This is a genomic window from Neobacillus sp. plas4 (genome assembly GCF_057221695.1).
The window spans coordinates 1,646,176-1,658,967 of record NZ_CM170152.1; the positions used below are offsets into that span (position 1 = coordinate 1,646,176).

The window sequence follows — 12,792 nt, forward strand, 5'->3', positions numbered from 1 at the left end:
GAGGAAAATGAAATGACTGATAAAAAGAAATCCAAGGTTCAGGAGCCTGTCCATGAGGAGGCGCTGCATTCAACTGAACAAACTAAAAAGACAGGAGAGCAAGACTCCATTTCAACTTTGGACATTCTCTGGGAGCATGCGTTTCGTGAGTTAGATCAATGGGCAAAGCGTGCAGATTTTCGAGATGATGTATTAGTGAAAGAAGCGATGTATTTTGCTGATGGCATAAAGAGAAACCAGGAAAATATTATATCTGTTAAAGAACAGTTTAATAATGAAATAGCAAAGTGGGAAAGAACAGCCAGAGAAGAATTTTTGATGTCTACTACTGCACTGCAACACTTATTTCCAAAAAGGTCTTATGAAGAGGTAAACCAGCAGATTGATCAAATTAAATCCCGAACTTCATCCATCCTTGGTTCGCCTCTTCAAATTGTCACAAATAATCAAATGATGGATCAATATCTCCAAATGATAGATAAATATATTGCATTTCGAAAAAAAGGAAGAAAACAGTATATTGAATCAATAAAACAAGCTGCCACTGTTATCCCCGCTAATCAAAAAAGATTTGTTGATTTTTTTAGCGGGCAAATCAAAGGATTGATGTTTCCATTAAATAATTTCATGGAAACGGTAGAAGAAGAAGATATAAAATCATAAGAGTGAGGATGATAAAGAATGTCCAAAGAAAAGATGAATAATCCCTTTGAAGGCATTAAACAAATTAGTGACATGTGGGAAAAACAAATTAATAGTCTGCTATATATGGCAGCAGATAACAATGAATTCGTGCGCTTAGCCACTGCTGGCTTGGGTTTTCATTCACGCTCTATTGAACTATTAAGGAAAAACCAAGAGCTTTTGGCTGGATTAATGAACATTCCAACAAAAAAAGATGTTGCAAATGTAGCAAATCTATCGATACAAGCTGAAGGGAAAATGGATAGTTTAGAAGAACAAATTTGGAACGTACAGGAGACTCTTGGTGGAATAAATAAGGGAAATCTAGAGTTGTTTCAAGAAATGGGTAAAATGGTAAAGCATATGCAGGGAGAGTTTCAAAAAACGATACATGAAGTTACTGAAATAAGTAAAATAAAAGATGACCTTCAGGAAATTAGAAAAGACCTCGTGGACATTAAGATTATCCAAGTAAACCTTCGAGATATCAGGGAGGAGCTTGAGGAAATAAATGAAACGCAGAAGGAACTAGCCGGAATGTATAGACAGAACGGCAACAAAACCACTCATGCTGAAATTGAAGAAGTTAAGTTAGGACTTGGTCAATTAACTGAAATTAAAGATGACTTGGCTTTATTAAAGGGACTTATGGCAAAAGAAAGTCCAAAAAGCAAGGCAAAAGAAAAAGAGCTAACTGCAACAATATAATCAGAGAGGAGAAAACGGTTTTATAAAAAGGGATATAAGCGGGAAGGATCTATGTCTCTCCCGCTAATCGAATTAAGCAGCAGCTTTTTGCCGATTTAAGAACTTTCTAAGGAGTTGATTAAACCGGTTTGTTGCTTCTAATTTTGCTAAGTGTCCCGAGTTTCTCATAATGATGAATTCTGACTGGGGGATGAGCTTGTGCATACAATATTGAATCCAAACGGGTAAAACAGAGTCATACTGGCATCCAATGATTAAAGTAGGGACTTTAATAGTAGTTAATAAAGAAATATTGTTAACTTGAAAACAAGCTTTAAGAGATTTTAAGAAGATATTCCTTTTAGGCTGGAAATAGTATTTAAACTGGTTCATATTATCCTCTGACCAAGAGTATAGACTCATTTTGGCAGCAGTTTCTTTAAGGTTGTCTTCTGTTGCAGCAGCACCCAGCCTCACTTTCTTTAATAGAAACAAAGGTTTTCTAAGTGCTATCGGGAAAAAGTGGAATGTACTAATTAACATGAGAGAGCGGACTAGGTGGGGAGCTTGACGATAAATTTCTTGAGCAACTGCACCGCCCATAGAAAGTCCTAAAATGTGGGCACTTTCAATTTTTAACTCATTTAATAAATTAATCACGTCTGCAGCAAAGTTTTGAATCGAGATTCCTTCTGTTTTCGTACATTCTCCATGCCCTCGTAAATCAGGAATAATTAATTCGTATTGATCAGCTAATTCAAATTGCGACTGCCAGCTTTCCTTCACCTCGCCTAATCCATGAATGAATACTAACGGTTCCCCATTGCCAAAATGAAAATAAGGCATCCCAAACATGCTAATCTTTGCTTTATCCATTTGACACCACCTTCAATTTTTCATTAATTTTATTACCAATGTATTAAAATTGTAAACGTGATGTTAATCCATATATTAACATTTATTTGTCAGGTTGACAAAATATTACCGATAGGTGTAAAATACATATAGGTGAGGTGATGAGAATGGTAAATCAAGAGAATCAATCGGTAAATCCATCAAAAAATTTTGTTCTGCCATTTATTCTATTGCTTCTTAGCAGGATGTCTCTTCACGGCTATGAGTTAAGTCAGAAATTGCAAACATTTGGATTTAAAACGATTGATCAAGGTAATCTTTACCGACTGTTAAGACAGCTAGAAAAGGAAGAACTCGTATCATCAGAGTGGGATACAAACGGAAGTGGTCCCGCGAAAAGAAGATATTCAGTAACTCAAGCTGGTATTACATACTTAAAAGGCTATGCCAATCAACTAGAATCGTACCAATCGATGCTGGACCAATTCTTCAAAATGTATTCAGGTTTCTTTGAGCTCTATATTCCTTCATTTCAGAAGAGGGATTCGATAGAGAAAGAAAATAGTAATAAGAGGAGGAAGGACGATGGCACAGAAAAAGAATGAAGCTGTTCAAGCTGTTGAAGTTAAGATGATTCCTACAGCTGAAGAGCCTAATAATGAAGGTTTATTTGTAGATACACTTTGGAATCAGTTTGAGCAATCACTAGAGAGGTCTAGACAATTGCACGAAACCCGAGAAGATGCGTATATGAACGCATTAAGAGAAGTCATCAAGTTTAACAAACAATATAGAAAATCACTAGGTAATCTTTTTGAGCAAACGAAGAATACAAACAAAGAAGTAGTTTCCGGAGTTGTGCAGCAAATAAATGCACGCAGGGAAGCATTTGTGAAGGAAGAAGAAATGATGGGTGAGAAGGGGCAACTTCAGCAGCAGTTTAAGGAAGTTTCTAATCAATTAGAAAACTTAGCACTTACACCAATTAAGTCTGCTTTCCAAATTATTGACCAGTTAGAGGATAACTTTGAAAAGAGTACCGAGGCAAACATCGGTTTTGGTCGTGAACAACTTAATGCTTGGCAGCAGGTTACCAATGAGTATTTGAAAGTGGCTAGAAATACTCACAATGAAATTGTGAATCGTGGAACAAACAGTTTTAAAGAGCTTTTAAAATTTACTAACTAAAAACAATAATAATGATTAGCAGACCAATACTAATTGGCCTGCTATTTTTTTTATTCGATGAATATGAAGGAATATAAAATCCTGAAACAAAAATTTAATATTACTAATATTGAAAAAACAGAATTTCATGCTATACTTCTAGTTGCAATTGAATAGGATTAAAGTGGGTATAAAGTATGAGATTGGTAAATTTTATAAAATTACATAGTTAAACTATTAAATTGTATTTCTATTGCAATGAAGGAAAGCAGGGGAAAGCTTTGAATAAGAAGATTATCGCATTTTGTACCATAATCACCTTAGGAAGTTCAACTGTATTACTTCAAGTTGAAGCAGAAGAGAATAATAATGACAACAGTCACCAAGTTGTTGATGAACAGCGTACAAGACTACAATTAGAACTTTTGAAAGGAAAGTTGGAGCTTAACCAAGTTAAGGATGAAATTGCCCAAATAAATGAACAACTTGCTCGTGTTGAGCAAGCAATAAAAGATAACGAGGCAATCATTTTAGAAACAGAGGAAAAAATCAGTGCTTCACAAATAGAAATACAGGAACTAGAATCTGAGATTGAAATTTTAAATGATAAAGTAAAAAAACGGAATGAAATCTTGAAAAAGCGTGCTCTTACTTTTCAAGAATCAGGTGGAAAAGTAAATTACCTTGATGTCTTACTTGGTGCCTCAAGTTTTAAGGACTTTGTAGACCGTGTCGGTGCAGTAGCCTCTTTTGTTGAAGCAGATCAAAATCTTGTTAAACAACATGAATCGGAAAAACAGGAAGTGAAAGAGAAGCAGGTTTATGTGCAAGATAAATTATCTGAGCTTCAGAATATGAAAGTGGAATTAGAAGGTATGCAAACACAAATCTTAGAACAAAAACAACAAAATGAACAGCTAAGATCAGAGTTAGAGAGAAAGGAGCAAGATAAACTAGCCGAACAGGCTGGATTAATGCATCAGGATTCTACTCTAACAACTTTAGGTGACAAAAGTGTTATTGTACCAATTAAATTTAATCATGATTCATCATTGACTTCTAATGTAACTGTTCAAAATCTAATTACTGAAGGGTTTAAGTATATAGGAAATTCAGTGTATGTATTTGGCGGAGGTCGAAATGAATACGATATTGCCAATGGAAGATTTGACTGTTCAGCATTTGTCAGCTGGGCATTTGCTCAGGTAGAAATAAAAATCGGTGCAAGTACAGAAGTCTTAAAGAATACAGGAACACCTGTTAGTATCAATGAAATGCTACCAGGAGACCTTGTGTTTTTTGATACTTATAAAAAAGATGGGCATGTTGGTATCTATCTTGGTGCTGGTATGTTCTTAGGCTCACAAAGTTCCACTGGTGTTGCGATTGCAGATATGACGAATGGATATTGGTTAGAAAAATTTAATGGCCGTGTAAACCGAATCATATCTGAATAAAAGAGGTGTGCGGCTTTTATTAGCTCCACCTTTTTTGTTTAGTTCTTGCTAAAGGCGATAGTAATTGAGTACAATTAAAAAGTTATCTCATTTTTTTAGTTAAAATAGAAGAAATAGTTAGGAGTAGTTACAAAAAAATGGATTTATTATTGATAATTAAGGCAATTATTCTAGGATTAGTAGAGGGGCTAACTGAATTTGCTCCAGTATCATCAACAGGTCATATGATTATTGTGGATGATATGTGGCTCAAGTCAGAGGATTTTATAGGAAAATATGGGGCCAATACTTTTAAAGTAGTGATCCAATTAGGTTCAATTTTAGCTGTTGTAATCACATTTAAAGACAGATTTATAGACTTATTAGGCATGGGGCGAATAAAAAGTAAACTTTCTGTCCAGAACCGGACAGGCGGTCGTCTTAAGCTTTCCCAAGTAATTGTGGGGTTAATTCCTGCTGGTATTTTTGGTGTCCTTTTTGAAGACTATATCGATGAGCATTTATTTTCGACTGAAACGGTCTTAATTGGATTAGTAATTGGTGCTATATTTATGATTATCGCTGATCGCTTTGGTCCGAAAATTCCCAAAATCCAAAGTGTTGACCAAATAACGTATAAACAAGCTCTTACGATTGGTTTGATTCAATGTTTCTCCTTATGGCCAGGATTTTCTCGTTCAGGCTCAACTATTTCCGGAGGTGTCTTAATTGGAATGAGTCACCGAGCGGCAGCTGATTTTACATTTATTATGGCCGTTCCAATTATGGCTGGTGCAAGCTTTCTTTCATTATTAAAGAACTGGCAGTATATAACAGTGGATGCTTTGCCATTCTTTATTGCAGGATTTATTAGTGCTTTCATTTTTGCATTAATATCGATAAAGTTTTTCTTAAAACTTATTGATAAAATAAAACTCGTACCTTTTGCTATTTATCGAATTCTTTTAGCGTTCATCATTTTTATTGTCTATTTATAATATTTAACAGGCAGCAACCATGAGGTTGCTGTCTATTTTTATGCTTTGTGGTTTTTTCTGGATAAAAAAAGATTTGTTTTGGAAACATAAGGTAAATACAGTCTTGAGGTAAATAACAAAATGGTAACATTGTCTTTTTTCTTATTGATTATATTTCTATCAACACTTTTAGCATTATTCGATATGAAACTTTATGAAATCTCCTTTTTTGAATCCATCGTAAAGATATTTTATTCAGAAATCGCAATTGGAAGGACGATTTCATTGTCAGGAGCATTTTTTGGTTTGATATGGAGTGTAGTTGTGGATTTTCGTATTTATCGTGCCAAACAGAAAAACCTAAAAGTGAGAGAAATTAATGATGAAAATTGAAAAGGAGAATATCTCATTAAGTCAGCTGCTGACCTTGATTATCAATTTTCTATTAGGAAGTGCCATTGTTGTTGGTATCGGAGGCGAAGCAAGAAACGATGCATGGCTGGCGATTGCACTCGGCGGAATGATAGGGATCGGAATTATATCATTTTATCATTTCTTTATCCTGCGGTTTCCTGATAAGAATATTTTCCAAGTATTTGAATTTTGTATTGGGAGAAAAGGAACCATTATCATTACTTTCGTTTATATTGTTTATTTCCTTTACATATCTTCACGGGTTATCAGAGATTTTGGAGAATTAATGGTCACGGCCATTTTACCAAACACTCCGATTGAAATGATGTCACTCACTTTATGCCTTTTAATGGGATATATCCTTTATTTAGGAATTGAGGTTTTAGCCAGAACATCGGAAATATTTACACCCTATATCTTCGGTTTTTTATTCTTATTAACCGTCTTCCTATTCGCAAGTGGAACGACTGAAGTCAATCAAATTCAGCCTATATTTGGTGAAGGAATTGTTCCTGTATTCAAAACGGCGTTTATGGAATTATCTTTATTTCCATTTGGGGAGCTCATAGCTTTCAGTGTGATTTATGCAAGTTTAACAAATAAAAAATATAGTCTCAGGGTTTCCATCACTGGTATAGGAATTGCTACCATACTTCTTATGCTCTCTTCCTTTTTAATGATCATTACACTTGGGGTGGACTCTACCGAGCGCTCCAACTTTCCGCTTTTAAGTACTGCCAGAGCTGTATCGATTGGAGAATTTATCGAAAGAATTGATGCCCTCGTGGTTTTTATTATCATGTTAGGGGTTTTTATAAAAGGATCGATGTTTTTTTATGCTGGTTTAAAAGGACTAGAATATATTTTTAAACTACCATATCGATATTTCGCCCTTCCAGTTTCAATGATTATTTCATTTATTTCTGTCATGGTGTCCGTAGATTTTGCTGACCATATCCAGGAGGGCATTCAAATGGTACCGTACTTGCTACACTTTCCGTTACAGCATGTTGTACCATTTATTTTATTTCTACTGGTCCTTTGGAAACAGCGGAAAAGTAAGTCGAAATTTTAAAGGAGAGTAGGATGACTCCAATTAAACCATTTCGCCGTTTGAAAAAGAAACCAATAAAAATAGAAGAAATTGTTGCAAACAATGACAACGAAATGGGAATGGACAAGGGCATTTTAGATTACCCATTTGAAAACGTGAGGGCGGAAGTGGAAAGTGCCTTCGGGATGTCTGCGGATTTGCGTGTATTGGAAGGCAGAACTGCTGATAAAGATGTACTAATCTTTTATTTAGAAACTATGGTTAATTCAAAAAGTTTACATGAAACAATATCAAAATTCTTGTCCCCAAATCATATTTTCATTGATAATTTGGAAACTGTAGATGAGTTAACCTCTTATTGTAAGGAAATCTTTGGCGGAGCAAGTTATCAAATGATTAGCACAACGAATGAAATTTATTCTGCTATTATTAACGGCAGTCTGGTAATTTCAATCAATCACTTGGACAAAGCTATCTCAGTTAATATATTGACAGATGAAAAAAGGTCAGTTACAGAACCATCCTCGCAGACAGTAGTCAGAGGTCCAAAAGATGGGTTCATTGAGTCGATTTCGACGAATGTCAGTCTTATAAGAAGAAGGATCCGCAATCAAAATCTACATTTTGAACAATATACCATCGGTGAAGCAACTCAAACACCCGTTTATATAGGATTTGTAAAAGGAATTGTAAACGAGGCAATCCTTCAAGAGGTTCGAAACAGAATAAAGAAAATAAAGGTTAGCGCCATTTTTGAATCTGGGAATATTGAAGAATTAATCATAGATAAGACGTTTACTTTATTTCCACTGGCATTAAATACTGAGCGGCCGGATACCGTGGCTGCAAACTTAATGGAAGGGAAAATTGTCATTCTTATTGATGGTACACCCTTTGCCTTACTTGTTCCTGCTGTTTTTGTGAATTTTTTTGAAATGGCTGAGGATTACTATCAGTCTTTTTTCTTAGGCTCTTTCGTAAGATTGATTCGCTATCTTTCCTTTATGATTGCATTGTTAACACCATCTTTATATGTGGGTGTACTAACGTATCATCATGAATTACTGCCAACTACCTTATTATTAAGTGTTATTGCCCAGCGAGAGGGAGTACCATTTCCTGCTGTTGTGGAAGTTTTAATAATGGAAATTACTTTTGAAATTTTGAGAGAAGCAGGGGTAAGAATGCCAAGGGTTATCGGACAAATGGTTTCAATCGTCGGTGCACTTGTAATTGGTCAAGCAGCAGCGGAGGCGGGTATCATTTCAAACATTATGATTATCATTGTCTCTATAACGGCAATCGCTAACTTCGTATCCCCGGTATACAGTTTTGCAGCAGCATCTAGACTTTTGCGTTTTATGTTAATCATTTTTGCTGCTGTTTTAGGCCTTTATGGGGTTTTGCTTATACTAGTTGCGATGGTTGCACATTTAAGTTCGCTTCGTTCGTTTGGAGTTCCATATTTAGCTCCGATTGCTCCGTTTATCATTGAAGACCAAAAGGATGTCTTTCTTAGATTTCCGTTTTGGAAAATGAAACAGAGACCGAAATATTTAAGAGCTGAATCGGAACAAAAAGTATTTTCTTCATCACCGCCATCACCGCCTCCAATGAAAGGTGGAAACAGCAGTTGAAATTTAAAAGTCTGGTATTCATTTTAATATTAATGATGATAGTGAGCGGCTGTTGGGATCATCGTGAGTTATCAGAAATAACCGTTGTCGTCGGCATGGCTGTTGATAAAAGTCAAGATAATAAATACGAACTAACCGTTGAAGGGGTTAACGCCAAGGAATTAAGTGATAAAACAGCTTCTGGAAATGCTCCCTCCATCGTTTTCACGCTTGAAGGAGAAACATTAGCGGAATTAGCTAGGAAAATGAATATTGGTATATCAAAGAATTTAATTTACTCACATATGAAGGTCTTAGTCATTAGCGAAGAAATTTTTAAAGATGGAATGATATATTTTTTCGATTTTTTAGAAAGAAATCGTGAAATTAGAGATGATTTTAACATTGTGATAGCCCGCCATGTAAAAGCGGCTGATATCTTAAAAGTAACCTATCAGACACAGAAATCATCTTCTTTGAAACTGCATACACAGTTAAATACCCTTGTGAAGAGCTGGGGCGGTGACCCGGACATTCGCCTAAGGGATGTTGTTCAAGCCTATACTTCTAGCGGCAGAAGAGGTGTGATGACTGCATTAACCATACATGGGAAGCCTGAAAAAGGTGTTAGTGTAAATAATATGAATAAGACTACACCTGACGCTATGGTTGTTGTTGATTCCTTAGCGATATTTAAAAAAGATGAACTTCTAGATTTCTTGCCACTTGAAGATACACGAAATTATTTATGGCTTATTAATAAATTAGATAAAACGGTATTATCTGTAAAATGTGATAAACAAAGGTACCTAGGCGTTCGAATTTTCAATACAATAACTAAATCTAAAGCAAAGGTAGTCAAAGGGAAAGCGATAATCAATCTTAAGGTGAGGGGAGAAGCCTATTTAGACAGTGCTCAATGCACCGATGATTTAACTCAAATTAAAACCTACGAAAAGTTCGCAAGAAAAACAGAGAAGGAAATTAAAAGGACTTTGGAAGCAACGATTAAAAAGCTGCAACAAGAGTACAAGGCGGATATTTTTGGTTTTGGAGAAATCCTTCATCGTCAAGATTATCAGAACTACAAACGAATTGAAAAGAATTGGGATCAATATTTCGAAAATGCTCTTGTCAATGTTGATGTGAACATTAATTTGAGGAGATCTGGAATTCGTACCAAAAGTTTATTAAGCGAATTAAAATAATCATGCAAGCCATTTCTTGACAGGTATAAGACCTTGAAAGAGATGGTTTTTCTTTTTTCTAAACACTTGTCCTCGTTATTTTTTGCAGGCGTCTGTCACATTCTAAATTTATTGGTCAAATAACTGTTCGTACATAATGAACATGCCTACACCAACTAACTAAAAATGAATATTTTATTTTAACAGGTATATTAACGCAAAAAGGTGATGAATTTTTGGTGGGTGCAGTAGATGAAATCAATTATTTTTTTAGGAACAAATAAATCTGGATCAAGCTATGAAGGAATAAAAGCAGCAAAAAGGCTGGGTTACGAGACAATTCTCTTCACAAATCGCACCATTTTTGTAGAGGAAAGGGAGGGTTTTCAAGAAATAGATCATGTAAGGCTGATAAATATGTCAGATACAGATGAAATTTTTACAACGATAACGGAACTTATTGTTGAGGGGAAAATAATTGACTGTTTTATTAGTTTTTTAGATGAATATGTTTATTTAGCCGCCATGTTGACAAATATGATTTGCAGTTCACCTCTTTGCTTTGAACCATTGAAAATCATGACTGATAAAATTCTAACAAGAAGGTACTTATCTGGAAAGGAGTACAATCCTTTTTTTAAGGTACTGAGTTCATCCGAAGCGATGATGAAAGAAATAAGTGAGTACCCATTTCCATTCATCCTCAAAGCACCTCAATCAAATGGATCTAAGGATGTAATACTTGTAGAAGATATTTTGGGATTTCAAAAAGGGATCAAACATCTTCTGCGTAAAAATTCCGAACTACCAATATTACTAGAGGAGTATTTAGAGGGCCCCCAATATTTAATTGAAGTGGTTGTATTTAATTCAACGATTATAATTGCGGCTATTGTTGAACAGGAAATAACGAAGGGTGAACGATTTATTATTACAGGTTATTCTATCAGCCCAGGTATATCAGTAGAAAAATTGCCAGGGCTTAAAGAAACTGTCACTTCTATTATCCAGGATTTTAAGCTAAGAAATGGTACTTGCCATTTAGAGATGAAATTAACAAATAAAGGCTGGAAGTTGATTGAGATTAATCCGAGAATGGCTGGGGGAGCTATGAATCGGATGATTGAAGAAGCTTTTGGTTATAACCTGGCGGAACAGACACTAAAGTTGTACGCAGGTCTAGAACCGAAGTTAATAAAAAAACATGAAAAAGCGATTTATACACATTATTTAATCGTTGGCTCCGTTGGGAAATTATTAAAAGTGTCCGGGTGTGATTCCGCCCAAGAACAATCAGGAGTAGTTGAGGTTTATACAAAGACTGAGAACGGTCAAATTGTAATTCCGCCTCGGTCCATGGGACATCGTTATGGATACGTTTTAGCCGCCGCAGATTCAAAAGAGCAAGCAAAAGTATGTGCAATAAAGGGAGCGAAACAAATTCAATTTTACTTGCACCCCTTATAGAATATTGAAAGGAGGTTTGATTATGGGGGAACATAAAAATGATAAATGTATATGCAGAGACCTAGAAAGACTGTTAGAAGAACAGAAAAGATTATCTTTTGATGATTTTCGTTTTATTAATGAGGATTTTGGATTTCACACCATTCCATTTATACTCTCAACGAAAGAGTGTCAATTTGAGGCCTGGGGTTGGTCAAATAATGGAAACTTTTTTACGACAAAGGTATTTAGATTAGAAGCGATAGATATTGAAGGATGTTGTGCAACATTTTCTCTTCTTGAACCGGTTGATATGGATGGATGTCCAACAGATATTTGTGATATTTTTTCTTTAAGAACAACAATAAACTGTGTTTTCGTAGACCTCTCATGTTTTACTTCACTGCAGCCACTGTCACCTCGTTTAGTGAATCGTCCTCTTCCTATTGTGGATTCAAAATGTTAAGCCCATCAGAATGGGCTTATTCTTTTTTTTGAAAAGTGGGTTATTTGTATATGTGTCAATCGCACATTTTTAACCCTATGAATAGGATATATGGAATTAAAAAAGGAGGTAATGAAAAATGTCTGGTTCACACGGCGGGTACGGCGCTGGCTTTGCCCTTCTAGTTGTATTGTTCATTTTGTTAATTATTATCGGGGCTTCTTGGTGCCGAGGAGGATACTATTAATTTAAAAAAGGGGGTATAATTATGTTTGGATATGGTTACGGCGGCTGTGGATATGGCGGCTATGGTTATGGCGGCTGTGGATTTGGCGGCGGCTTTGCTTTAATCGTTGTTCTATTCATCCTATTGATTATCGTAGGAGCAGCATGTTTTAGATAAGTAATAAAATAATCAAAAGCCTTCTTGTTATGCAAGAGGGCTTTTCCAATTTTTAAATTCTTCAATTTCTGCTGATAACTTTTTTAGAGTAAAGCTTATTACAGCTGCATCATCAAGTATCCCTAAACCAACGAGAAAATCGGGAACTAGGTCAAGTGGAGAAACAAAATAAAGAATCGCCCCGATTATGGATAGGATTGTAGAGGGAGCAACGTTCCGATATTCGCCTTTGGTATAAGCTTGAACCAAATCAAAAAATAATTGCAGCTTTTCCCAGGCATCTGCTAATGTTCCTTTGTTATTTTTTGCCTTAAGAATGGCCTTCTTTAGTAGACCTTCCGTTTTTTGGGGATTGTCGAGATAACCCTTTGCTCGGTCTCTATGCGTCTTTACTACAAAATCGATTTCAGGATCAATCATT

At 35.5% G+C, this 12,792-nt stretch carries 16 protein-coding genes; 14 read left to right on the forward strand and 2 right to left on the reverse strand.

Going from position 1 to position 12,792, the window contains the following annotated elements; genetic code table 11:
* Nucleotides 1-12: 12 nt before the first annotated feature.
* Entirely contained in the window at nt 13-663 is a 651-nt protein-coding gene (locus AC2TFD_RS08245; protein WP_484675416.1) for a hypothetical protein, read from the forward strand.
* 18 nt (nt 664-681) lie between these two features.
* Nucleotides 682-1,392 (forward strand): hypothetical protein, encoded by a 711-nt coding sequence (locus AC2TFD_RS08250; protein WP_484675417.1) that lies wholly within the window; start codon nt 682-684, stop codon nt 1,390-1,392.
* Nucleotides 1,393-1,464: 72 nt separating this feature from the next.
* Here AC2TFD_RS08250 and AC2TFD_RS08255 read toward each other — a convergent pair whose 3' ends face one another.
* A complete protein-coding gene (locus AC2TFD_RS08255; RefSeq protein ID WP_484675418.1) occupies nt 1,465-2,247 on the reverse strand; it encodes an alpha/beta fold hydrolase in 783 nt (260 codons plus the stop codon).
* A 146-nt stretch (nt 2,248-2,393) separates the two neighbouring features.
* Here AC2TFD_RS08255 and phaQ point away from each other — a divergent pair, with 146 nt between their 5' ends.
* From phaQ to AC2TFD_RS08315, 12 genes are all read left to right on the forward strand, one after another.
* On the forward strand, nt 2,394-2,831 hold the full coding sequence (gene phaQ, locus AC2TFD_RS08260; protein WP_335517856.1) for a poly-beta-hydroxybutyrate-responsive repressor: 438 nt from the start codon (nt 2,394-2,396) through the stop codon (nt 2,829-2,831).
* Entirely contained in the window at nt 2,812-3,414 is a 603-nt protein-coding gene (locus AC2TFD_RS08265) for a hypothetical protein (RefSeq protein WP_335517859.1), read from the forward strand. Before phaQ ends, AC2TFD_RS08265 begins: the two co-directional genes overlap by 20 nt.
* Before the next feature lie 260 nt (nt 3,415-3,674).
* Entirely contained in the window at nt 3,675-4,850 is a 1,176-nt protein-coding gene (locus tag AC2TFD_RS08270; RefSeq protein ID WP_484675419.1) for a C40 family peptidase, read from the forward strand.
* Between the two features lie 137 nt (nt 4,851-4,987).
* A complete protein-coding gene (locus AC2TFD_RS08275) occupies nt 4,988-5,827 on the forward strand; it encodes an undecaprenyl-diphosphate phosphatase (RefSeq protein ID WP_335517864.1) in 840 nt (279 codons plus the stop codon).
* Nucleotides 5,828-5,947: 120 nt separating this feature from the next.
* Entirely contained in the window at nt 5,948-6,199 is a 252-nt protein-coding gene (locus AC2TFD_RS08280) for a hypothetical protein (protein WP_335517867.1), read from the forward strand.
* Nucleotides 6,189-7,295 carry a GerAB/ArcD/ProY family transporter gene (locus tag AC2TFD_RS08285; RefSeq protein WP_484675420.1) on the forward strand — a complete coding sequence of 369 codons (1,107 nt, stop codon included), beginning with the start codon at nt 6,189-6,191 and terminating at the stop codon, nt 7,293-7,295. The genes AC2TFD_RS08280 and AC2TFD_RS08285 overlap by 11 nt, the downstream gene beginning before the upstream one ends.
* Nucleotides 7,296-7,306: 11 nt before the next feature.
* Nucleotides 7,307-8,911, forward strand: a complete 1,605-nt coding sequence (locus tag AC2TFD_RS08290) for a spore germination protein (protein WP_484675421.1) — start codon at nt 7,307-7,309, stop codon at nt 8,909-8,911.
* Nucleotides 8,908-10,098, forward strand: coding sequence for a Ger(x)C family spore germination protein (locus AC2TFD_RS08295; RefSeq protein ID WP_484675422.1), 1,191 nt, complete (start codon nt 8,908-8,910; stop codon nt 10,096-10,098). Before AC2TFD_RS08290 ends, AC2TFD_RS08295 begins: the two co-directional genes overlap by 4 nt.
* 231 nt (nt 10,099-10,329) lie before the next feature.
* Nucleotides 10,330-11,544 (forward strand): ATP-grasp domain-containing protein, encoded by a 1,215-nt coding sequence (locus tag AC2TFD_RS08300; RefSeq protein WP_484675423.1) that lies wholly within the window; start codon nt 10,330-10,332, stop codon nt 11,542-11,544.
* Nucleotides 11,545-11,566: 22 nt separating this feature from the next.
* Nucleotides 11,567-11,989: a CotY/CotZ family spore coat protein gene (locus AC2TFD_RS08305; RefSeq protein WP_484675424.1), complete on the forward strand. Its 423-nt coding sequence runs from the start codon at nt 11,567-11,569 to the stop codon at nt 11,987-11,989.
* 118 nt (nt 11,990-12,107) lie between these two features.
* Nucleotides 12,108-12,215 carry a YjcZ family sporulation protein gene (locus AC2TFD_RS08310; protein ID WP_335517886.1) on the forward strand — a complete coding sequence of 36 codons (108 nt, stop codon included), beginning with the start codon at nt 12,108-12,110 and terminating at the stop codon, nt 12,213-12,215.
* A gap of 21 nt (nt 12,216-12,236) precedes the next feature.
* Entirely contained in the window at nt 12,237-12,371 is a 135-nt protein-coding gene (locus tag AC2TFD_RS08315) for a YjcZ family sporulation protein (RefSeq protein ID WP_335517889.1), read from the forward strand.
* Between the two features lie 27 nt (nt 12,372-12,398).
* On the opposite strand, the gene AC2TFD_RS08320 is transcribed toward AC2TFD_RS08315, so the two are convergent.
* Nucleotides 12,399-12,791 carry a YkvA family protein gene (locus AC2TFD_RS08320; protein WP_335517891.1) on the reverse strand — a complete coding sequence of 131 codons (393 nt, stop codon included), beginning with the start codon at nt 12,789-12,791 and terminating at the stop codon, nt 12,399-12,401.
* Nucleotide 12,792 lies beyond the last annotated feature (1 nt).

What these genes read in the sequence shown, in the direction of transcription:
- AC2TFD_RS08310 (WP_335517886.1), top strand. Translation starts at nt 12,108, where the DNA reads ATGTCTGGTTCACACGGCGGGTACGGCGCTGGCTTTGCCCTTCTAGTT.
- AC2TFD_RS08290 (WP_484675421.1), top strand. Translation starts at nt 7,307, where the DNA reads ATGACTCCAATTAAACCATTTCGCCGTTTGAAAAAGAAACCAATAAAA.
- AC2TFD_RS08280 (WP_335517867.1), top strand. Translation starts at nt 5,948, where the DNA reads ATGGTAACATTGTCTTTTTTCTTATTGATTATATTTCTATCAACACTT.
- AC2TFD_RS08255 (WP_484675418.1), bottom strand. Translation starts at nt 2,247, where the DNA reads ATGGATAAAGCAAAGATTAGCATGTTTGGGATGCCTTATTTTCATTTT.
- AC2TFD_RS08305 (WP_484675424.1), top strand. Translation starts at nt 11,567, where the DNA reads ATGGGGGAACATAAAAATGATAAATGTATATGCAGAGACCTAGAAAGA.
- AC2TFD_RS08250 (WP_484675417.1), top strand. Translation starts at nt 682, where the DNA reads ATGTCCAAAGAAAAGATGAATAATCCCTTTGAAGGCATTAAACAAATT.
- phaQ (WP_335517856.1), top strand. Translation starts at nt 2,394, where the DNA reads ATGGTAAATCAAGAGAATCAATCGGTAAATCCATCAAAAAATTTTGTT.
- AC2TFD_RS08300 (WP_484675423.1), top strand. Translation starts at nt 10,330, where the DNA reads ATGAAATCAATTATTTTTTTAGGAACAAATAAATCTGGATCAAGCTAT.
- AC2TFD_RS08320 (WP_335517891.1), bottom strand. Translation starts at nt 12,791, where the DNA reads ATGATTGATCCTGAAATCGATTTTGTAGTAAAGACGCATAGAGACCGA.
- AC2TFD_RS08265 (WP_335517859.1), top strand. Translation starts at nt 2,812, where the DNA reads ATGGCACAGAAAAAGAATGAAGCTGTTCAAGCTGTTGAAGTTAAGATG.
- AC2TFD_RS08275 (WP_335517864.1), top strand. Translation starts at nt 4,988, where the DNA reads ATGGATTTATTATTGATAATTAAGGCAATTATTCTAGGATTAGTAGAG.
- AC2TFD_RS08285 (WP_484675420.1), top strand. Translation starts at nt 6,189, where the DNA reads ATGAAAATTGAAAAGGAGAATATCTCATTAAGTCAGCTGCTGACCTTG.
- AC2TFD_RS08245 (WP_484675416.1), top strand. Translation starts at nt 13, where the DNA reads ATGACTGATAAAAAGAAATCCAAGGTTCAGGAGCCTGTCCATGAGGAG.
- AC2TFD_RS08315 (WP_335517889.1), top strand. Translation starts at nt 12,237, where the DNA reads ATGTTTGGATATGGTTACGGCGGCTGTGGATATGGCGGCTATGGTTAT.